This is a genomic window from Streptomyces sp. NBC_01214 (assembly GCF_026340975.1).
Taxonomy (GTDB): domain Bacteria; phylum Actinomycetota; class Actinomycetes; order Streptomycetales; family Streptomycetaceae; genus Streptomyces.
Genome location: NZ_JAPEOS010000002.1, coordinates 37,109 through 56,425, shown reverse-complemented (window position 1 = coordinate 56,425; position 19,317 = coordinate 37,109). Strand labels below are relative to the sequence as shown.

General features: G+C 72.1%; 19 protein-coding genes and 1 pseudogene. 7 read left to right on the top strand and 13 right to left on the bottom strand.

Features of this window, described 5'->3' with window-relative positions:
- Nucleotides 1-4: 4 nt before the first annotated feature.
- The 5 genes and pseudogenes from OG594_RS24930 to OG594_RS24910 all read right to left on the bottom strand — a co-directional run bounded on the left by OG594_RS24930 (nt 5) and on the right by OG594_RS24910 (nt 5,833).
- Entirely contained in the window at nt 5-619 is a 615-nt protein-coding gene (locus OG594_RS24930; RefSeq protein WP_266603347.1) for a PadR family transcriptional regulator, read from the bottom strand.
- A gap of 24 nt (nt 620-643) precedes the next feature.
- A complete protein-coding gene (locus tag OG594_RS24925; RefSeq protein ID WP_266603345.1) occupies nt 644-1,156 on the bottom strand; it encodes a DinB family protein in 513 nt (170 codons plus the stop codon).
- 114 nt (nt 1,157-1,270) lie between these two features.
- A pseudogene (gene mrdA / locus OG594_RS24920) lies at nt 1,271-3,346 on the bottom strand (penicillin-binding protein 2); the annotation flags it as partial.
- 61 nt (nt 3,347-3,407) lie between these two features.
- Nucleotides 3,408-4,865, bottom strand: a complete 1,458-nt coding sequence (locus OG594_RS24915) for an aldehyde dehydrogenase family protein (RefSeq protein WP_266603341.1) — start codon at nt 4,863-4,865, stop codon at nt 3,408-3,410.
- A gap of 89 nt (nt 4,866-4,954) precedes the next feature.
- On the bottom strand, nt 4,955-5,833 hold the full coding sequence (locus OG594_RS24910; RefSeq protein WP_266603340.1) for a helix-turn-helix transcriptional regulator: 879 nt from the start codon (nt 5,831-5,833) through the stop codon (nt 4,955-4,957).
- A 341-nt stretch (nt 5,834-6,174) separates the two neighbouring features.
- Between OG594_RS24910 and OG594_RS24905 the strand changes: the two genes are divergently transcribed.
- Nucleotides 6,175-6,684 carry an ATP-binding protein gene (locus tag OG594_RS24905; RefSeq protein WP_078851551.1) on the top strand — a complete coding sequence of 170 codons (510 nt, stop codon included), beginning with the start codon at nt 6,175-6,177 and terminating at the stop codon, nt 6,682-6,684.
- 110 nt (nt 6,685-6,794) lie between these two features.
- Here OG594_RS24905 and OG594_RS24900 read toward each other — a convergent pair whose 3' ends face one another.
- Nucleotides 6,795-7,040: a DUF397 domain-containing protein gene (locus OG594_RS24900; RefSeq protein WP_266603337.1), complete on the bottom strand. Its 246-nt coding sequence runs from the start codon at nt 7,038-7,040 to the stop codon at nt 6,795-6,797.
- A gap of 306 nt (nt 7,041-7,346) precedes the next feature.
- Between OG594_RS24900 and OG594_RS24895 the strand changes: the two genes are divergently transcribed.
- A complete protein-coding gene (locus OG594_RS24895) occupies nt 7,347-7,508 on the top strand; it encodes a hypothetical protein (RefSeq protein WP_266603335.1) in 162 nt (53 codons plus the stop codon).
- Here the strand turns inward: OG594_RS24895 and OG594_RS24890 are convergent.
- Together OG594_RS24890 and OG594_RS24885 are read right to left on the bottom strand one after the other, a co-directional pair.
- Nucleotides 7,505-8,683 (bottom strand): DUF2786 domain-containing protein, encoded by a 1,179-nt coding sequence (locus OG594_RS24890; RefSeq protein WP_266603333.1) that lies wholly within the window; start codon nt 8,681-8,683, stop codon nt 7,505-7,507. The two genes, OG594_RS24895 and OG594_RS24890, sit on opposite strands and share 4 nt — an antisense overlap.
- A gap of 5 nt (nt 8,684-8,688) precedes the next feature.
- Complete coding sequence (locus tag OG594_RS24885) at nt 8,689-9,102, bottom strand: helix-turn-helix domain-containing protein (protein WP_266603331.1); 414 nt, start codon at nt 9,100-9,102, stop codon at nt 8,689-8,691.
- Between the two features lie 96 nt (nt 9,103-9,198).
- Between OG594_RS24885 and OG594_RS24880 the strand changes: the two genes are divergently transcribed.
- A complete protein-coding gene (locus tag OG594_RS24880; protein ID WP_266603329.1) occupies nt 9,199-10,062 on the top strand; it encodes an NAD(P)H-binding protein in 864 nt (287 codons plus the stop codon).
- A 101-nt stretch (nt 10,063-10,163) separates the two neighbouring features.
- Complete coding sequence (locus tag OG594_RS24875) at nt 10,164-11,879, top strand: bifunctional 3'-5' exonuclease/DNA polymerase (protein ID WP_266603327.1); 1,716 nt, start codon at nt 10,164-10,166, stop codon at nt 11,877-11,879.
- Nucleotides 11,880-11,885: 6 nt separating this feature from the next.
- Here the strand turns inward: OG594_RS24875 and OG594_RS24870 are convergent, their stop codons facing one another.
- The 4 genes from OG594_RS24870 to OG594_RS24855 all read right to left on the bottom strand — a co-directional run bounded on the left by OG594_RS24870 (nt 11,886) and on the right by OG594_RS24855 (nt 15,798).
- Nucleotides 11,886-13,136 carry a hypothetical protein gene (locus OG594_RS24870; RefSeq protein WP_266603325.1) on the bottom strand — a complete coding sequence of 417 codons (1,251 nt, stop codon included), beginning with the start codon at nt 13,134-13,136 and terminating at the stop codon, nt 11,886-11,888.
- 58 nt (nt 13,137-13,194) lie between these two features.
- On the bottom strand, nt 13,195-13,710 hold the full coding sequence (locus OG594_RS24865; protein ID WP_266603323.1) for a SigE family RNA polymerase sigma factor: 516 nt from the start codon (nt 13,708-13,710) through the stop codon (nt 13,195-13,197).
- A 113-nt stretch (nt 13,711-13,823) separates the two neighbouring features.
- Nucleotides 13,824-14,330 (bottom strand): GNAT family N-acetyltransferase, encoded by a 507-nt coding sequence (locus OG594_RS24860; RefSeq protein WP_266603321.1) that lies wholly within the window; start codon nt 14,328-14,330, stop codon nt 13,824-13,826.
- A 202-nt stretch (nt 14,331-14,532) separates the two neighbouring features.
- A complete protein-coding gene (locus tag OG594_RS24855; protein ID WP_266603319.1) occupies nt 14,533-15,798 on the bottom strand; it encodes a serine hydrolase in 1,266 nt (421 codons plus the stop codon).
- A gap of 142 nt (nt 15,799-15,940) precedes the next feature.
- On the opposite strand from OG594_RS24855, the gene OG594_RS24850 reads away from it, so the two are divergent.
- Entirely contained in the window at nt 15,941-17,572 is a 1,632-nt protein-coding gene (locus OG594_RS24850) for a PQQ-binding-like beta-propeller repeat protein (protein WP_266603317.1), read from the top strand.
- A 26-nt stretch (nt 17,573-17,598) separates the two neighbouring features.
- Nucleotides 17,599-18,450 carry a hypothetical protein gene (locus OG594_RS24845; protein ID WP_266603315.1) on the top strand — a complete coding sequence of 284 codons (852 nt, stop codon included), beginning with the start codon at nt 17,599-17,601 and terminating at the stop codon, nt 18,448-18,450.
- Here OG594_RS24845 and OG594_RS24840 read toward each other — a convergent pair.
- Complete coding sequence (locus OG594_RS24840; RefSeq protein ID WP_266603313.1) at nt 18,342-18,608, bottom strand: MbtH family NRPS accessory protein; 267 nt, start codon at nt 18,606-18,608, stop codon at nt 18,342-18,344. The two genes, OG594_RS24845 and OG594_RS24840, sit on opposite strands and share 109 nt — an antisense overlap.
- A gap of 324 nt (nt 18,609-18,932) precedes the next feature.
- On the opposite strand from OG594_RS24840, the gene OG594_RS24835 reads away from it, so the two are divergent.
- Nucleotides 18,933-19,136: a hypothetical protein gene (locus tag OG594_RS24835; RefSeq protein WP_266603311.1), complete on the top strand. Its 204-nt coding sequence runs from the start codon at nt 18,933-18,935 to the stop codon at nt 19,134-19,136.
- Nucleotides 19,137-19,317 lie beyond the last annotated feature (181 nt).

Here is a 19,317-nt window from a genome sequence, read left to right as displayed (position 1 = left end):
TTGATTAGGCGTACGGGTTCTCCTGGCCCTCCGCCAGCACCCCGACGAACGGTTCGCCGCCCTCGCCCGCGAAGGAGTACGCGCCCCCCTCGATCCGGGCGACCAGCCCCCGCGTCCACTCCGCCTCCGCGTCCGCGGAGTGGACCCACCTGTGCATGATCTCGCCGATGTGGCCCAGCGCCTCCGGGCCGCCCTCCGGCGTGTAGTAATCCGTCACCGACGACCGCCAGAGCGCCAGCTTCGCCATCCGCTCCCGGAGCAGCGCGAGGACTTCTTCCCGCGGCAGGTCGACCATGAAGCCGATCGCCGCCGACAGCACGTCCGTCTTCTGGTCGTACGCCGCGAGGGCCTCGCGCAGCAGCCGGAAGTACTCCTCGCGGCCGGCGTCCGTCACCTCGTACTCGGTCCGCGGCGGCCCGCCCGCCGCGCTCGGCCCCACCTCGTGCGCGTGCAGGACGCCCTGCTTCGCCATCTGCTTGAGCGCGTGGTAGATCGATCCGGGCTTGGTGTTCGACCACTCGTGGGCGCCCCAGTACTCCAGGTCGTTGCGCACCTGGTACCCGTGGGCCCGCCCGTGCTGGCGGACCGCACCGAGGACAAGAAGCCGGATCGCTGACATGGGGCCAGGCTAAGCCCCCGCCGTCTAGCCCATCGCCTTGGTGCCGTCGAGCGACTCGCGGACGATGTCCGCGTGGCCCGCGTGCCGGGCGAACTCCTCCACCAGGTGCAGGAGCATCCAGCGCATCGAGACCTTGGCGTCCTTGGGGAACCAGGGCGCCGGCGGGAGGGGGAAGGTTGCGTCCAGGCTCGGGAGGGCGGCGACGAAGGCCGCCGTCTGCTCCGCGACCTCGTCCCAGAAGGCGAGGACCGACGGGATCGACTCGCCGTCGACCAGGCGGAAGGCCTCGCCCCAGGTCTCCTGCGTGCGCTGCCGCTCGTTCGGCGCCTGCTGCGCCAGGCGCAGCCAGTTCAGCTCGACCTCGGCCACGTGCTTGAGCAGACCGGACAGGGTGAGCTCGCTGGCGCTGGGGCGGCTCGCGGCCTGCTCCTCGCTGAGCCCGAGGATCGATTCGCGGATCGCCGTGCGCTGGGCTTCGACGAAGGCGAGGAGGGTGCCGCGCTCGTCGCCGAGGACTTCGGTGGAAATCTGAGCCATGACCGACCGCCTTGTGCGTGGGGTGTCGTGTCGGGGGGCTCCTCCCCCCGACACGACACACGCTACGGAGCGATGCGGTCAGATCCTGTCCTCATTGGCCGTTCAGTTGCCTTCGATCTCCCCGTCGGGGCGGATCGCCGGCAGGGCGGTGGCGGGCTGCGGGAGCAGGGCCTTGGAGAGGTCCTGCTTGCCCGTCGGGTCGAGCCCGTACATCGCCTCGTAGATGTTGCGGACCGCCGGTCCCGAGGCACCCGAGCCGGTACCGCCCTGGGAGATCGTCATGACGATCGCGTAGTCCTCGGTGTACGAGGCGAACCACGAGGTCGTCTGCTTGCCCTGGACCTCGGCCGTACCCGTCTTGGCGTGCATCGGGATCTGCTTCTGCGGCCAGCCGCCGAAGCGCCAGGCCGCGCTGCCGTTGGTGGCGACGCCCGCGAGGGCCTCGTCGATGTCGTCGCGGGTCTTCGCGTCCATCGGCAGCTTGCCCTGCTCCTTCGGCGCGATCTCCTGGACCGACGTGCCGTCGGCGCTGACGATCGCCTTGCCGATGCTGGGCTGGTGGAGCGTGCCGCCGTTGGCGATGGCCGCGTAGACGGAGGCCATCTGGACCGGGGTGACGAGCGTGTCGCCCTGCCCGATCGAGTAGTTGATGGCGTCGCCCTCACGCAACTGGTTGCCCTGGCGGCAGTTCTCGTAGGCGATCTTCTCGGCGAAGGAGCCGTTCTTCTTGCCGTCGCGGCACCAGGCGTCCTTGTTCGCGTCGAAGAAGTCCTGCTTCCACTTCCGGTCGGGGACCCGGCCGGGGACCTCGTTCGGCAGGTCGATGCCGGTGCGCTTGCCCAGCCCGAACTCGTGGGCGGTCTTCAGGAACCAGTCCTTCGGGTCCTTCTTCGGCTTGATCCCGCCGTCCTTCTTCCACTCCTGGTCCGCGAGGGCGTAGTAGACGGTGTCGCAGGAGACCTCCAGCGCCCGGCCGATGGTGATGTCGCCGTGGCCCTGCGACTCGAAGTTCGTGAAGGTCTGGCTGCCGACCGAGTACGAGCTCGGGCAGGGGTAGCGGTTGTTGAACGGGTACCCGGCGTTGACCGCGGCCGTCGAGGTGACCACCTTGAAGATGGAGCCCGGCGCCGCCTGCCCCTGGATCGCCCGGTTCAGCAGCGGGTAGTTCGACTCCTTGTCGGTGAGGGAGGCGTAGTCCTTGGCGGAGATGCCGCCCACCCAGGCGTTGGGGTCGTACGTCGGGTTCGAGGCCATCGCCACGACCCGGCCGGTCTTGGTCTCCATCACCACGACGGCGCCCGAGTCGGCCTCGTAGTTGCGCCCGGTGTTCTTGTCCCGGACCTTGCGGGCCTCGACCATCGCGTTGTTCAGCTCGCGCTCGGCGACCGCCTGCACCCGGGAGTCGATCGACGTCACGATGTTCGAGCCGGACCTCGCCGGATCGGTCTGACCCTGGCCGATGACCCGGCCGAGGTTGTCCACCTCGTAGCGGGTGACGCCCGCCTTGCCGCGCAGCTCCTTGTCGTACGTGCGCTCCAGGCCGGAGCGGCCGACCTGGTCGGAACGCAGGTACGGCGAGTCCGACTTCTTCGCCTTGGCGATCTCCTCGTCGGTGACCGGCGAGAGGTAGCCCAGCACCTGGGAGGTGTTGGCCGCGTCCGGGGCCGCGTAACGGCGCAGGGCGGTCGCCTCGGCCGTGATGCCCGGGAAGTCCTCGGGGTGCTCGCGGATCTGCAGGGCCTGCTCGGTGGTGGCCTCGTCGCTGACCGGGATCGGCTGGTAGGGGGAACCGTTCCAGCAGGGCTGCTTGGTCTTGGCGTCACAGAGCCTGACCTTGTCGATGACCTCCTGGGCGTCCATGCCCAGCACGCCGGCGAGCCGGGTCAGGACGGACTTGCCCTTGTCCTTCATGGTCAGCAACTCGGTGCGGCTGGCGGAGACCACGAGGTGGGTCGCGTTGTCGGCGAGCGGGACCCCGCGCGAGTCGAGGATCGAGCCGCGCACGGCGGGCTGGACCACCTGCTGGACGTGGTTGTTCTTCGCCTCGTCCGTGTACTCCGACCCATTGCGTATCTGGAGGTACCACAGGCGCCCGCCCAGCGTGAGCAACAGCGAGAAGACCACGATCTGGATGACGACGAGACGGTTCTGGACCCGAGGGGTCCGGCCGGTCTCCGGTATGTTGCTCAACTCGTTCTCCCCCGGGCGGCTTCCTACGCCCGGCCGAGTCTAGGGGTGCGACCCGGAAGACCTAGAACGGGAAGGTCGTCCGACCGTGCTGTACGGAGATCCACTTCTGCGTGGTGAAGGCCTCGATCGTGGCCTCGCCGTTCAGCCGGCCCAGACCCGAGGCCTTCTCGCCGCCGAAGGCGGCCAGCGGCTCGTCCCCGATCGTGGAGTCGTTGACGTGGATCATGCCCGTCTCGATCCGCTGGGCGAAGCGGACGCCCCGCTCCACGTCCCGGGTGTGCACGGCGCCGCTCAGCCCGTAGGGGGTCGCGTTGGTCAGCCGTACGGCCTCGTCCTCGCCGTCGAAGACCACCAGCAGGGCCACCGGGCCGAAGATCTCCTGGCTCAGCAGCGGGGAGTCCTCGGGGATCCCGGCGAGCACCGTGGGTTCGACCAGGTTGCCGCGCGTAGACCCGCGTACGAGCGCCTGCGCGCCGGATTCCACGGCCTGGTCCACGAGCGCGGTCAGGGCGTCGGCCTGGAAGGAGTTGATCAAGGGGCCGATGTGGGTGTCGGCCTCGTGCGGGTCGCCCGTCTTGAGGGCGCGCACGCGCGCGGTGAACTTCTCGGTGAACTCCTCCGCGACGGAGGCGTCGACGAGGATCCGGTTCGCGGCCATGCAGACCTGGCCCTGGTAGACGAAGCGGCTGAAGACGGCCGCGTCCACCGCGTAGTCGAGGTCGGCGTCGTCGAGCACGACGAGCGCGCTGTTCCCGCTGAGCTCCAGGACCGTGCGCTTGAAGTGGCGGGCGGCGATCGCCCCGACGTGCCGGCCGACCCGGTCCGATCCCGCGAACGAGATGACCTTGGGGACGGGGTGGGTCAGGAGCGCGTCGCCTATTTCGGCGATGTCGGTGACCAGGACGTTCAGCAGGCCGGCCGGCAGCCCGGCGTCCTCGAAGATCTTGGCGATCACGCCGCCGCCCACGACCGGGGCGTTCTGGTTGGGCTTGATGACGACCGCGTTGCCCAGCGCCAGGGCCGGGGCGACCGACTTCAGGGCCACCAGGAAGGGGAAGTTGAAGGGGCTGATCACCGTGACGACGCCCACGGGGAGCCGCTGGACCCGGTTCTCCTTGCCCTTGACCAGCGAGGGCAAGATCCGCCCCTCGGGCCGGACGGCGAGCTGGAGGGACTCGCGGATGAACTCCATCGCGAGGTAGACCTCGTACTCGGCCTTGGGACGCGTCCCGCCGAGCTCGTCGATCATCGCCTCGACGATTTCCTTCTCGCGCTCCTCGGTGATCCGCAGGGCGCGCTCCAGCACGGCGCGTCTGATGTAAGGGCTGGTGGCGGCCCACTCGCGCTGGGCGCGCTCGGCGCCGCGGTAGGCCTGGTCCACCTGCTCGACCGTGGCCACCGTGATGGCCGCGAGCTTCTCCCCGTTGAAGGGGTTGACGTCGATGATGTCCCACGAACCGGTACCGGCCAGCCATTCGCCGTCGATGTACTGGTGAGCCAGGTCGCTGAATATGGACATGCCATCCCTTACTGCGAGCGCGCACCCGTGCGCTGCACCGGAGACCGATCGGTCATCATGCACTGATCAGACGTCATACTACGTGCGATTCAAGACAGTTGGAGCAGGCCGCGGAGAAGATCCCTGGTCCGTTCGACATCGGGGCAGTCCGCCTGGAGCCGTTCCATCGCCCGCTCGTACTGCCCCACTTCCTCGCCCTTGTCCAGGTAGAGGGCACTGGTGAGCTGTTCCAGATAGACGATGTCCTGGAGGTCGGACTCGGGGAAGCGCAGCAGGGTGAAGGCTCCGCTCTCGCCCGCGTGGCCGCCGAAGGAGAACGGCATCACCTGGAGCTGCACGTTGGGCCGCTGGGAGACCTCGATGAGGTGCTCCAGCTGACCGCGCATGACCTCGCGGTCGCCGTACGGGCGGCGCAGCGCGGCCTCGTCGAGGACGGCGTGGAAGACGGGGGCGTTCTCGGAGACGAGGACCTTCTGGCGCTCCAGGCGCAGGGCGACGCGGCGGTCGACCTCGGCGGCGGTTGCGCCGGGCATGCCGCGGCTGACGACGGCGTGGGCGTACGCCTCGGTCTGCAACAGTCCGTGGACGAACTGGACTTCGTAGATCCGGATGAGCGAGGCAGCGCCCTCCAGGCCGATGTACGTCTGGAACCACCCGGGCAGCACGTCGCCGTAGCTGTGCCACCAGCCGGTCGCATTGGCCTCCCGGACCAGCCCGAGCAGTGACTCGCGCTCCGTGCTGTCCGTGACTCCGTAGAGCGTGAGGAGGTCCTCGACGTCCCTGGCCTTGAAGCTCACCCTTCCCAACTCCAAGCGGCTGATCTTCGATTCGGATGCGCGGATCGAGTAGCCGGCCGCCTCACGGGTGATGCCGCGGGATTCTCGGAGTCGCCTGAGCTGGGAGCCCAGGAGGATGCGGCGCACCACAGAACCGCTTGCTTCTGCGGTCACTAGTACTGCCCTCCCCATCGCATTGGCGTGCGCGTGGTGTGCGCGAGCGTCTCGGGGCCCCCGTACCCCAGGGGCCGCAGTCTGCCACCAAAACGCATCGGCTCGTACTCGTTCTGTAACGGAATCCCGTCTCCGGGAAAAGAAGTCCGTCAGTGTGCGTAGGAAGAAATGAGTCAGAACCGTCACGGGAGGGGACAGGTCCGGCGCGTGCACGTGCATCTGCCCTTGCATCCGGCTCCGGCATTCGGAACGATGGTCCCCGCGCACCTGCGTGCTGTTCGCGCCGGCGCCGGACCCACCCCGCAGTTCTTTCTGGACGGAGATGACCGCTCCGCCCGCGAATCCCGGGAGTGCCTCGCATGGGGACGAATGGATCGACCATGCTCGAGCCGTTACGGCAGGGGCTGCCCCCGGTCGACCCCACGGCTGTCTCCGGGTCCGCCTCCTGCGCTCTGCCCGCCCGCTACGACGCGGTGCGCGGAGCCCGCTCCTTCTGTCGCTCGACCCTGTCCCAATGGGGCCTCGACGACCGCTTCGACGACGTGGCCCTGGTCGTCTCCGAGCTCGTCACCAACGCGCTGCGCCACGCCCTGCCCGAGGACGCACGGGGCGCGGACGCCGAGCCGGAGCCGCCCGTACGGCTGCACCTGATGCGGTGGAGCACGCGACTGGTGTGCGCGGTGCGGGACCCCAGCGAGGACCGGCCCGGAGGGGCGTTCTCGCCGGAGCGCACCGAGGAGAACTTCGACCTGGAGTCCGGGCGCGGGCTGTTCCTGGTGGACTCGTACAGCGACAGCTGGGGCTGGCACCCGCTCGCGGGCCGGCTGACCGGCAAGGTGGTCTGGGCGCTGTTCCTGCTCCAGGACTGAACGGCCGCCAGCCGCCGATCAAGGGCGAACACAGGACGACTGGCCGGGATCGATCATTGCGATCGGTCCCGGCCAGTGCACGTGCATGGCGTGATGGGTGCGCTGTTCCGTCAGTGGATCAGGTGATCGAACTCGCCGTCCTTGACGCCCAAGAGCAGGGCCTCGATCTCGGCCGGTGTGTAGACGAGCGCCGGTCCGTCGGGAAAGCGCGAATTGCGCATGGCGACATCGCCTCCCGGCAGCCGTGCGAACTCCACGCAGGAACCCTGCGAGTTGCTGTGTCTGCTCTTCTGCCACGTCAGCTCAAACAAGGTAGCGAGTTCTGCAGCTGCCATCCCGTTGTACGCGTGGTCCACAGGAAGCCCCCGATAGTGCAGATGTCAACTCCTCCGGATCATAGCTGTGTTCACAGGCTGCTGCACGGGCAGATGCACGTGCACGCGGGGTGGTCCGTTGATCACAGACAGGTCCCTACTCGCGGGTAGCACCCCATCGTGACACCCGTCGCTCCCGTACCGGCTGCGCGCCGGCCCCGTGTCGCCGCGCAGCGCCTCGGCCCGTGGCGCCGAGCGCAAGGGTTTTCAGGACTTCTTCAGATTTGTCCTGACCCGGACCGGGGCTGGAAGGAGCTCCCCGACACGGCCCGCTCGCTGGGCCGGTCGATGCGCATCCTGAAGTCGGAGGCGCGGGCCCCGCGCGCGGAGGACTCCCGTACGGACGGGGGGACGGACGCAGGTACGGACGAGGGCAAGGGCGCGGGTACGAACGCGGGGACGGACGCGGGGACGGACGTGCCCGCGGTCATGCGTACGGGCGCTCCCTAGCGGGGCAGCGGCTTCCGCCCGCCGCCCATGTGGGCACGGTCGGCCGCGGCCGTACCGTCCTCCCAGCCCGCGTGGTCGGTGGCGCCGCGCAGCCGGGTCGTGGTGGTCCGGGGGAACATCTCCTCCGCCCGCGAGGTGACCGCCACGTCGCGCGCCACCAGGGCCGGCAGGTTGTCGGGGGCCTCCGTCGCCGCGTGCTCGGCGGTCTCGGCGAGCCGGTGGCCGAGCCGGCTGGCGTAGGCGAGTAGGAAGGACTGCCGGAATGTCTTCGTCCGCTTGCGCCCGCCGGAGCGCTGCGCGGCCTCCGCGCGGGTCATCGCCGCCGTGCCCTGCACGAGCAGCGAGGTGTAGAGCAGCTCCACCGCCTCCAGGTCGCTCTCGAAGCCGACCACCGTGGAGAACTCGAAGCCGCTGTTCCACACCGCCCGGCAGCGGTTGGCGGTGGCCACCGCATCGAGCAGCACCGCCTTCGCCTCCTCGTACGGCGGCTCGACACCGATCCGGCAGGCGCCGGGCACCTGGGCCGGGCCCTTGCCGCTCGCCGCCAGCAGCGCCTCGTCCACGGTGTGCCGGGCCATCAGCTCCTGGGCCTTGGCACTGAGCGCCTCCGCCTCGTCCGGGAAGGTCGTCGCCTCGGCCTTGGCGAGCAGGGCCCGGATCCGGCTCAGCATGCGCGGCTCGATGTGGGCGTGCTCGGCGAGCGCGTCGGCCGGGTCGCCGGGCAGCGGACCCACCGGTTCTATCGAGGGCAGCCGGATCAGCAGCCGCAGCACCTCCAGGAAGGCGGTGGCCAGCGTGAACCGGTCGGCCCGTTCCCTCTGGGCGAGCCGGTCGGCGTACTCCTCGTCGCCCGTCCACCACACCTCGGTGGCGCCCCAGCGCGCCGGGAGCCGGGCGTAGCGGCGCGCCTCGGCGGCGATGAGGTCCCCGGTGATCCGCAGGTGCCGCTCGTCGAGGTCCCGGCGGACCAGCCGCAGCACGTCGGCCGGCTGCCAGCCCCGCTCCCAGCCCTGGCGTACGTACGCCTCCCCGCGCGCCAGCAGCTCCCGCCCGACCGCGGGCCAGCCCCCCTGGTCCGCGACGAGCAGCGAGGCGCCGGTGTCCAGCCCGGCGTCGTCTTGGGCGTAGAGGGCGGCGGCGAAGGCTCGGTCGACGGTCTCGGCAAGGTCTCTCACACCCCTCAGCTTGGCATGTCCGCCTTCGCGTCCCATTCCCGGCGGGCGGCCTCGATCCGTGCGCGGTGCGCCAGCGACCAGTCCGCGAGGCCCTTGACCAGGAGGGTCAGGCTGCGTCCGAGGTCGGTCAGCTCGTACTCGACCTGGGGCGGCACGGTGGCGTGCACGGTCCGGGTGACCAGGCCGTCGCGCTCCAGGCGGCGGACGGTGAGGGTGAGCATCCGCTGCGAGATGCCGTCGACCGCGCGCTGGAGCTCCTTGAACCGGCGCATGCCGGAGCCGAGTTCCACCACGACCAGGACGGACCACTTGTCGCCGAGCCGGTCGAGTACGTCACGGATGCCGCAGTCGTCGTCACAGCTCAACAGCGGCTCGGGCAGGGGCTCGGGGGTGGTTATCCCGGTGTGCCCTACTGACATGAAAGTGCCTCCTTACGCGCCGTGCGCCCCTCGGCACACGATGTTCCCGCCACCGAAGCCAACCAGGCCGGCCGGCACGAACACGAAGGACTTCCCATGCTTTTGATCACCGGCACCTCCGGCGGACTCGGCTCACTGATCGCGCGCCGGCTGGCGGACCACCCCGACGGCGCGGGCCTCCCGGACGGCGCGGACCGGCCGGACCGGCCGGACGTACGGTTCGGCACCCGCGCCCCGGACGGTCCCGGTCAGGTCCGGGTGGACTTCGACGACCCGGACTCCCTCGACTTCACCGGTGTGGACACCCTGCTGCTCATCTCGGCCGGTTACGGCGAGGACGACCAGGTCATCGCACGGCACGGGGCCGCCGTCTCGGCCGCCGAGCGGGACGGCGTGCGGCACGTCGTCTACACCAGCCTCACCGGGGCGGGCGACCACCTGCCGTACGCGCTGGCGCACCGCTGGACGGAGCGCCGCCTGCGCGGCTCCGGCCTGGCCTGGACCGTCCTGCGCAACGGCCTGTACGCGGAGCTGCTGGCCGCGCTCGCCGCGCCGGGGCCCGACGGGGTGATCACCGCCCCGCTGGGCACCGGCCGGCTGGCGGCGGTCGCGCGGGAGGACCTGGCGGAGGTGGCGGTCCGGGTGGCCCTGGCACCCGACGCGCATGCCGGGCAGGTCTACGAGCTGGTCGGCGACCGCCCGCTGGGCGGAACGGACCTCGCCGCGGCGGTGGGCGCCCGCTACGCCCCGGGCTCCCTGGCCCGGGCCCGCAGCGCCCTCTCCGGCGCCGACGCGGCGCCCTTCCAGCCCCCGATGCTGGTGGCCACGTACTCGGCCGTCGCCGCGGGCTTCCTGGACGCCCCGGACACGGGCACCCTGCACCACCTCCTCGGCCACCCGCCGCGCCCGGCCCTGGAGGTATACGCCGCAACCGCCCATCCCAGCCGCGCCGGCATTTGAGGCGCGGGGGTCCGGGGGGGGCAGCGCCCCCGCAACGGCGCCGCGCCCGGCCGACGGCCGCCGCGCGGCCACTGTCAGACCCCGGTGGGACACTCGCACCCATGAGCGACCGCACTCCCCGGTGGGCCCTCGCCGAGGACGGCGACGGGTGGTGGCACGCCGCGCCCGTACCCCCCACGGACGGAGTCCGGCTCCGCGTCCGCGACCCCGCCGAGGCGATCCGCTCCGCCCCGCCCGGCACCCGCTGGGTCTGGCGGTCCACCGCGGCCGTGTACCCCCGCCTGCTCGCCGCCGGCGCACGCGTCGAGCGGTGCCACGACATCGAGGACGCCGAGCTGCTGCTCCTCGGCCACGAGGGCCGCTTCGGAGAGCCCCGCTCGGCGGCCGCCGCCTGGGCCCGGCTCACCGACGCCCCCGTGCCGCCCGATCCGCGCCCGCGCGCCGCCGAACCCCGCGCCCAGGATTCCCTCTTCGACCCGCAACCCGCCCCGGTCCCCCTGGACGCGCTGCTCGCCATCCACGCCGACCAGGCGGAGCGGCTCGCCGCCACCGCCCACCCCGACCGGATGCGGCTGCTCACCGCCGCCGAGTCGGCGGCCTTCCTCATCGCCGCCGAGATGAACCGCGTGGGCCTGCCCTGGCGGGCCGACGTGCACCGCGCCCTGCTGACCGAGCTGCTCGGTGAGCGGTACGCGGGCGGCGGGGAGCCCCGGCGCCTCGCCGAGCTGGCCGACCGCGTGTCCGCCGCCTTCGGCAGGCGCGTGCGCCCCGATCTGCCCGCCGACGTGATCAAGGCCTTCGCCGGGGCCGGGATCAAGCTCAAGTCCACCCGGCGCTGGGAGATCCAGGAGCTGGACCATCCCGCCGTCGAGCCGTTGATCGAGTACAAGAAGCTGTACCGGATCTACACCGCCCACGGCTGGGCCTGGCTCACGGACTGGGTCCGGGACGGCCGCTTCCGCCCGGAGTTCATCCCCGGCGGCACGCTCACCGGCCGCTGGGTCACCAACGGCGGTGGGGCCCTGCAGATCCCCAAGGTGATCCGCCGGGCCGTGGTCGCCGACCCCGGCTGGCGGCTCGTCGTCGCCGACGCCGACCAGATGGAGCCGCGCGTGCTCGCCGCGATCTCCCGCGACCCCGCCTTCATGGAGGTGGCCGGGGAGGCCTCGGACCTCTACACCGCGGTCTCCCGCCAGGGCTTCTCCGGCGACCGGGAGAAGGCCAAGCTCGCCGTGCTCGGCGCCGTCTACGGCCAGACCTCCGGCGACGGCCTGAAGAACCTGGCCGCGCTGCGCCGCCGCTTCCCCCGGGCCGTCGCGTACGTGGACGACGCGGCGAAGGCCGGGGAGGAGGGCCGGCTCGTACGGACCTGGCTGGGCCGCACCTGTCCGCCGCCGGCCGGTTCCGGCGAGGGGGACGAGGCCGGTGACGGCGGCGTCGACCCCGGCGAGGGGTACGGGGAGGGCGGGGCCGGGACCCCGCAGGACCGGGACGACGGCTGGACCCCGAGCTACGCCTCGACCAACACCCGGGCCCGCGGCCGGTTCACCCGCAATTTCGTCGTCCAGGGCAGTGCGGCCGACTGGGCCCTGCTGCTGCTCGCGGCCCTGCGGCAGGCGACCGCCGGAATGCGGGCCGAGCTGGTGTTCTTCCAGCACGACGAGGTGATCGTGCACTGCCCGGCCGAGGAGGCCGGGGCCGTCGTGGAGGCGATCCGGGCCGCCGGCGAACGGGCCGGCCGGATCGCCTTCGGCGACACCCCGGTCCGCTTCCCGTTCACGACGGCGGTCGTGGAGTGCTACGCGGACGCCAAGTGAGGGCGGTCAGCGGTCCGGCGTGCCCACGTTCCACTCCGGGGCGAGCGCGATCTGCCGCAGCTGCCCCATCGTCAGCGCGGGTGAGGGGCGGGTGGCCGGGCCGTTCTGGTCCGCCGTGTTGAAGGCGCTGACCACCACGCGCAGCCCGTCCTTGCGCAGGGTGTCCACCTTCCACTGGGTCACGCCCCTGTTCTTCTCCCCGGGCCCCGCCGTGACCTTCACCTTGGTCCCGTCGGGGCCCGGGGCGACGGCGGAGTTCCCCGTGAAGCCCGAGGGGTCCGCGTTCGACTGGACGTTGATCTGGACCAGGGACTTGCCCTTGCCGTCGTCGAGCACGACGTAGCCGTACGTCCCCTGCCCGCCCTTGGAGGCGATCGGGACGGTGATCTCGAACCGCTTCATCAGCTGCTCCAGGGCGTCCACGGCCTTCCGGTCCCGCAGGGCGAGCGACTCCGGCCGGGGCGCCGGCTCGGGATCGGCCGCCGGCAGGTCGTTCAGGGCCGGGTGCCACGTGTCCGACGTGACCAGGGTCTTCAACTGCTCGATGGTCAGCGGCGGGTCGGTCCGGGAAACGCGGGCGTCCTTGTCGGCCGCGGCGTTCCACTCGGACGCGTCGACCAGGAAGCCCTGCACCGTCACCAGCACGGCCCGCCAGACCTTGGTGTCCGTCCGGCGGTCCGGGTACTCGTACCCCTGGTGGAGCAACAGCCGGGAGCCGTCCGGCAGCTGCTCGGTCCGGCATTGGTCGTAGGCGTGCAGGTTCTCGTCCTCGCACTCGGTCTGCGCGCGGGACCCGCTGCCGAACGGGTCCACCCGCTGGAGGCTGAGGGAGATGGCCGCCGGGCCCTTCCCGTCGTCGTACACGACCCCGACCCGCGGTCCCAGCTCGTCGTCCGTGCCCCGCGCCTCGGGTTCGGTGAGTCGACCGCCCGGCAGGAGCGACTTCAGGTTGGCGATCATCTGCTCGGCCGTGACCGCGCCGGTGCCGGTCAGCCGCCCGTTGCCCGGCGGGGTCGGCGGCGGCGCCGCGACGTGGACCGCGCCCTCGGCCCCGGAGCCGCCGAACAGGCCGCCGGAGTAGGCCGCCGCCGTGACGATGACGGCCAGGGCCAGCACGGATCCACCGGCCAAGGCGGCCCGGCGGCGCGCCAGTCGCCGGCCGCGCCGCTCACCCGCTTGCGCGAGGGCCCCGGGGTCGACCGCGAAGCCCTCCCCCGTGCGCCGGAGGGCTTCGGCGAGTTCGTCTTCAAAGGACATAGGGAGCCAGACCTTCCGTTTGCCGGGTGGAGTCGGGGGAGGGAGCGGACCGTCGGTCTCAGCGGTCCACGAAGGCGGTGAGGCTGCCGCCCAGCTGTTCCCGCAGCCGGGCGAGCGCCCGCGAGGTCCGGGTACGGACCGCCGCCGAGGAGGCGTTCATCGCGTCGGCGGTCTCCTCGACGCTGCGGTCCTCCCAGTAGCGCAGCACCAGCACCGCCCGGTCCTTGGGCGCCAGCCGCCCCAGCGCCTCCAGCAGCGTCAGCCGCAGCGCCGGATCCCCGCCGCCCGGCGCGGGCGCACCCGTGTCGGGGAGCTCCCCGACCGGCCGTTCCCCCGCCGAACGACGGCGCTGGTGCGTGAGGAAGGCCCGTACCAGCACCGTCTGGGCGTAGGCCGCCGGATTGTCGATGCGGGAGATCCGGCCCCACCGCTGGTACATCCGCCCCAAGGTCTCCTGCACCAGGTCCTCCGCGAGGTGGGTGTCCCCACCCACGAGCAGACACGCCGACCGGTACAAAGGGCCCGAGCGGCCCGCGGCGAACTCACGGAACCCGTCCCTGCGCCCCTGACGCATCTGCTCCCCCCTCGCGTCCGTCCCACCCCTGTGACGCGATGGCGGCGGAGAATGTTTCATCCCCCGCCGCCTTTTCCGCCGCCGTCCCCTTCGGTACTCCTGCCGCCGGCCGGTCAGCCCAGGTCGTGGAAGTACACGTGGAACTCTTCCCGGACGAAGCCCTCCGCCTCGTACAGCCCCTGCGCGACGGTGTTGTCGTACGCGGTCTCCAGCTGCACGCCGGACACCCCGGCCTCGCGGGCCCGGCGCAGCACCTCGCGCAGCAGCGCCCGGCCGGCTCCGGTGCGGCGGCCGGCCGGGGCGACGTAGAGGTCGTTGAGGACCCAGGCGGTCCGCAGGGAGAGGGACGAGAACCCGCGGTAGACCTGCGCGAAGCCGACCGTTCCGGCCTCCGGGACATCGGCGAGCAGCACCAGCGATTCGTCCTTGGCGATCCGCTCCGCCAGGAAGGCCCGCGGGGCGTCCGGGTCCTCGACGTCCACCTCGTAGAAGTCGAGGTAGCCGCGGAACAGCACGGCCGCGGTCTCGACGTCCGCCTCGCCGGCCGCACGGACCGAGACCACGGGAGCGGAGTCCTCCGCCGGGGACCGGCCGTCCCGCTGTACTGCCTGACCGTTCATGTGCGTCTCCCTCAGGGGTGTTTCGCGCGCCGCGGACCGTGGTGGGTGGAGGGTGCCGAGCCGTCCGGACCCCCGGCGCCCTCGACTCCCTACGCTACGGCCGGAGTCGGCCGTGGCGAAGGGCGGGCCGCGCACGCGGTTGCGGGCCCCGGGACCGAAGTCCCGGGGCCCGCCGCGCACATGGGCCGCCGGCCGGCCCGGCTCACGACGCCGGCTGGGCGGGGAGCGTGTAGACCCGGTCAGGGGTCACGATCTTGGTGATCGCCTCGCCGAACAGGGTGCTGGGCTCCTGGCCCTGGTACCCGATGTCCGTGTTGAGCAGCACGACCAGCGTGGCCTTCGCTTCCGGGAGGTAGAGGACCAGCGACCCGTAGCCCGGCAGTGAGCCGTTGTGCCCGATCCAACCCTGGACGTTGAAGATGCCGAGGCCGTAGCCCGTGCCCGGGAGGGCGTCGACCACGTCGAGGCGCTGGGCCTGGGTGGCGGGGGTCAGCAGGGTCCCGGTGGCCAGGGTCTTCGCCCAGCTGCGCATGTCGGGGAGGTCGGAGATCATCGCGCCGGCCGCCCAACCCCAGGAGGGGTTCCAGTCGGTGGCGTCCTCGACCTTCCCGGAGGCCGTCTGGTTCGTGTAGCCGTGGGCGTGCGGGGTGGGGAACTCCGGGCCCGTGGGGAACACGGTGTGCTTCAGTCCGGCGGGCGCGACGACCTTCTGGTCGATGAAGCGGTCGAGGGGGACGCCGCTGACCTTCTCCACCACCAGCCCGAGCAGGATCAGGTTGGTGTTGCAGTAGTAGAACTTGGCGTTCGGCTCGAAGAGCACCGGGTGCTTGAAGGAGTAGCCGAGCAGCTCCTGCGGGGTGAAGGGGCGGTCGGGATTGCTGGTCAGCGCCTTGTAGAAGTCCTCGTCCGCCGAGTAGTTGAACAGCCCGCTCCGCATACCGGCCAGCTCGCGCAGGGTGATCCGGTCGCCGTTCGGGACGCCGTCGATGTACTTGCCGATCGGGTCGTCCAGACCGACCTTCCCCTCGTCCACCAGCTCCAGCAGGGCAGTCACGGTGAAGGTCTTCGTCACGCTGCCGATCCGCATGTTCAGGTTCGGGGTCATCGGCGCGCCCGTAGCCTTGTCGGCGATGCCGAAGGACCGTACGTAGTCACCCTTGCCCGGGGCCGACACGGCCACGATCACGCCGGGGATCTTCGCCTCCGCCAGGACCTTCTTGATCGCGGCGTCCAGTTGGCGGGTGACGGCGGGGGTCAGCTGCGCGAACCCGTCCGAGGCGGGCGTGGGGGTCGGCGCCGGGACGGTAGCGGCCGGCACGGGTGGCGCAGGTGGCGCAGGCGCAGCGGACGCGACCGCGCCCCCTGCGTACACCGTGCCCGCGCTTGCGCCCGCGCCCGCACCCACGGGCCCCGCCACGAGTCCGACCGCCGCCACGGCCACGGCGGCACTGCGCCAGCGCGTCGTCATGACCGGCCTCCTCACCCGCCGAGCCAAGGAACCACCACTCCACGCTAGACCTGTGCACCGGGGCGGGCGACCGGAGCTGGGGACGGCGAATTCGTCCAAAAATCTATTCTAGAAATATCTCCGGATCGGCCAGACTTCCCCCATGACCGGTCGTACCTCCGGCCCGTGGCCGGAACCCGACGAGCAGCGACCCGACGGCTTCGGCCCGCCGCCCGCACCCTTCGCACCCCCGACGCCGCCAGCACTGCCCGCACCCTTCGCAGCGCCTGCACCCTTCGCGGCGAGCGCCCCGCGATCCGGCGGCCGGCGATCCGGCGGCCCACGATCCGGCGGCCGGCGGCGGCCGCCCCGGCCCGTGGCCGCCGTCGGCGCCGCCCTGGCTCTGCTCGCCGCCCTGCTCCTCATCGGCGGCGGCGCCTACCAGCTCACGGTCCGCGGCGGGTCCGCGCAGCCCCCGGCCGGACCCTCCGGTTCGCCCTCGATCGACCGGGGCGACGGCAAGGGCCCCGGCGGGGGACCCGACGCCTACGACCCCAACGCCGGCATCCGGGCGGGCGAGGCCCGGGTCTGGCTGCGCGACAACCAGGCCGAGGTGGCCGGGGCCGGCACCTCGCAGTACGGCCCCTGGCGGGTGGGCGACACCGTGGTCGGCGCCATCACGAGCGGTCTCACCGGCTACGCGGTGGCCGACGGCCAGGAGAAGTGGAAGCTCCCGCTCCAGACCCCGCTGTGCGGGGTCCCGCCGGCCCCGTCCGCACACGGCACGCTCGTCGTGGGGGTCAAGGAGAGCGCGTCGGAGACCTCGCGCTGCACCCACCTCCAGCAGATCGACCTCGCCACGGGGCGGGCGGGCTGGAAGGTTCCGGTGCCGCCGGAGAACGCCCACGACACCACGACGCAGTTCGAGCTGGCGATCAGCGGTGACACCGTGGTCGTCGCCCGGGCGGCCGTCATGAGCGGCTTCTCGGTCACCGACGGCCACAAGCTCTTCGGCACGTCGAGCCCGAACGGCTGCTACCCGTCCGCCGTCGCCGGGGGCTCGCGGCTGATCGGCATCCGCCACTGCCCCGACCCGAACGACGTCCGCGCACCCGGACAGGCGGTGGTCGAGGAGCTGGATCCGGCCACCGGCGGCGCGCGGTGGAGCTACAAGTACGCCCAGGACTGGACGGTCGGCCGGGTGCTCTCCATCGACCCGTTGGTGATCGCCGCGCACCACAAGGACAAGAAGACCTGGAACCTCACGGCGTTCGCCGCTGACGGCACGGTCCGCTCGCAGGGCTCCCCCGCCTTCGGGGTCAGCGGCCGGTGCAACGGATTCGGCAACGCGAGCGGCTTCCAGGAGTGCTACGCCGCCGCGGCCGACGCCGACTCCCTCTACATCGGCGCGGGCAAGCCCGGCACCACCCTCGACACCGAGGTCACCGACCAGGTCGTCGCCGTAGACCTGAACACCGGCAAGGAGCGGTGGCGCACCGCCGAGCAACCCAAGGGGCGCACCATGTGGCCGCTGGCCGTCGAGGACGGCCGGGTCCTCACGTACGTCACCCCCGGCAACGACGAGGCGGGGGCCGTCGTCTCCCTCGCCGCGGCCGACGGGGCCGCGCAGCCGGTCCTGCAGAGCCCGGCCGCGGCCCGCGGCGCCGAGGGCGTCTTCTACCCCCACGGCATCCGCATCGCGTGGGCGGGCGGACGGCTGTTCCTGCTCAACGGCCGGGTCTACAGCCCGGAGCCGCGCAAGGCGAGCCGAGCGATCCTGTCCTTCGGCAAGTAGGGCAGGCAGGTACCAGGAGGGGCACCGTGCACAATCCGTACCACCAGCCGAGTCACCCCGGCGGCGGCCCGTACCCGCCCCCGCCCTTCCCGCCGCCGCACGAGCCCGGCGGCGGGCGCCGGACCAGCAGAAGACGGCTCGTCGTCGGGATCTGCGCCCTGACCGCCCTGGCGGTCGCCGCCGCCGCGACCGGCGTCGTACTCGGCGTCCGCGAGAACCGGGACCGTGCGCGGGCGGCCGTGGCGGCGTCGGCGGCGGACCCGACGAAGCCGCTCGTCGCGGGCTGGAAGACCGTGATCAACCCCACCCACGGCACCGCGTTCGACGTCCCGCCGGGGTGGGAGGTCCTCGAGCCCCAGATCTTCAGCGGCTACGAGGACAGCAAGGACCGGGAGAAGGTCCTCATCGGGCACACGGCCCCGGCCTTCTACAAGTCCCAGTGGTGCAGCATCGACGCGGACGGCGACGGCCAGGTCACGGACGTCCGGCTCGGCAACGTCGGCACCAAGGGCGCCGGCGGCGCCAAGGACCCCGCCGACATCGCCGTGAAGGAGGCGCCCACCTGGGTCTACGCCGCCTACACCCAGCCGGACAAGAGCGTGGTCAAGGCGGACGGGCCGGTGGAGTACACCACGAAGTCGGGGGTCAAGGGGAGTTACGTCAAGGCCCGCTCCTCGGGCGCCCCGCGGCCCCACCGCTGCGCGGGCGACGGCCAGGCGGTCGTCTTCGGCTTCAAGAACTCCCGGGGCGACCTCGTCTCCTGGAACTTCTACGGCCGCACCGGCGTCCCGGGCGCCGTCGACGACGCCCTGATCATGCGCATCCTGAGCACGGTCCGGCTGGCGGGCGACCCGAAGGACCCCGGCCCCGGGCCGTGATCGCCCGCGGCCGTCCGCGGCCGTCCGCGAGGGCCAACTCGGCACTCCTCCTTGGTCCCGGCCACACCCGTGCCCCGCCAGCCGAGGGGCACTTCGCGCCCCTCGGCCCAGGTCGAGTGCTGCTCTTCCCCGTTGACGACAACGGGGAACCGCCCCACGCCACACCTCCACGGACGCGCCGACCCGACGGCCCGGTGACCTCATCTGCGGGCCCAGCCGATCGCGGGCCGCGCCGGCGCCGCGCTGAGCGGGCGCAACCGTGGCGGACGGGACCTCGACGGAGCCGTGATGCGCGACAGGCCCGTGGAGGAGCCGCGGCTTCGAGGCGTCTCCTACCCGATCTGACGCGCGGAGCTCTGGCGGGAGAATGCGCAACCACGAGAAGCCATGCGCAGGGACCTCGGGACGGACGGCCCCGCAGACCCGGAAGTGGGCCGGTACCGCCTCTCAGACGGGAACAGAAGCGGACCCGCAACAGACTCGTGACCGCCCTCGGGTCCGACCCGTACGCGCCGCGCGGCATCGAGGCCGAGCAGCGGGCGGAGGCCACCACCGACCACCACGTTCGCGCCGTCGTGGTGGCGATCGTCCGCAGGACCGGCGCGGCCGGGGACCAGGGGGGCACGCCCCCCGTTATGTTTTTCGCGGTCCTGCAATGGGGCCGCTGGCCTCCGGGCCCGGTATGACTGTGTCCCCTCTGTCGAAGGCATGACCTGGGGGGTGGTGTCGCCGGGCCCGTGGGGTGCCGTCGGAGACGCTGATGAGAGGTCCGGCCACCGCCTGGCCTGGCGCAATGCCGGGCAGTTCGCGGGCGGCAGGTCTGCATAACGTGGATGCGCGAGCACGGTGCCACCGCCGAGGCCGGCA

Excerpts from the sequence above, each read along its gene's own strand:
- OG594_RS24930 (WP_266603347.1), bottom strand. The coding sequence starts at position 619 with ATGTCAGCGATCCGGCTTCTTGTCCTCGGTGCGGTCCGCCAGCACGGG.
- OG594_RS24925 (WP_266603345.1), bottom strand. The coding sequence starts at position 1,156 with ATGGCTCAGATTTCCACCGAAGTCCTCGGCGACGAGCGCGGCACCCTC.
- OG594_RS24915 (WP_266603341.1), bottom strand. The coding sequence starts at position 4,865 with ATGTCCATATTCAGCGACCTGGCTCACCAGTACATCGACGGCGAATGG.
- OG594_RS24910 (WP_266603340.1), bottom strand. The coding sequence starts at position 5,833 with ATGGGGAGGGCAGTACTAGTGACCGCAGAAGCAAGCGGTTCTGTGGTG.
- OG594_RS24905 (WP_078851551.1), top strand. The coding sequence starts at position 6,175 with ATGGGGACGAATGGATCGACCATGCTCGAGCCGTTACGGCAGGGGCTG.
- OG594_RS24895 (WP_266603335.1), top strand. The coding sequence starts at position 7,347 with ATGCGCATCCTGAAGTCGGAGGCGCGGGCCCCGCGCGCGGAGGACTCC.
- OG594_RS24885 (WP_266603331.1), bottom strand. The coding sequence starts at position 9,102 with ATGTCAGTAGGGCACACCGGGATAACCACCCCCGAGCCCCTGCCCGAG.
- OG594_RS24880 (WP_266603329.1), top strand. The coding sequence starts at position 9,199 with ATGCTTTTGATCACCGGCACCTCCGGCGGACTCGGCTCACTGATCGCG.
- OG594_RS24875 (WP_266603327.1), top strand. The coding sequence starts at position 10,164 with ATGAGCGACCGCACTCCCCGGTGGGCCCTCGCCGAGGACGGCGACGGG.
- OG594_RS24870 (WP_266603325.1), bottom strand. The coding sequence starts at position 13,136 with ATGTCCTTTGAAGACGAACTCGCCGAAGCCCTCCGGCGCACGGGGGAG.
- OG594_RS24865 (WP_266603323.1), bottom strand. The coding sequence starts at position 13,710 with ATGCGTCAGGGGCGCAGGGACGGGTTCCGTGAGTTCGCCGCGGGCCGC.
- OG594_RS24860 (WP_266603321.1), bottom strand. The coding sequence starts at position 14,330 with ATGAACGGTCAGGCAGTACAGCGGGACGGCCGGTCCCCGGCGGAGGAC.
- OG594_RS24855 (WP_266603319.1), bottom strand. The coding sequence starts at position 15,798 with ATGACGACGCGCTGGCGCAGTGCCGCCGTGGCCGTGGCGGCGGTCGGA.
- OG594_RS24850 (WP_266603317.1), top strand. The coding sequence starts at position 15,941 with ATGACCGGTCGTACCTCCGGCCCGTGGCCGGAACCCGACGAGCAGCGA.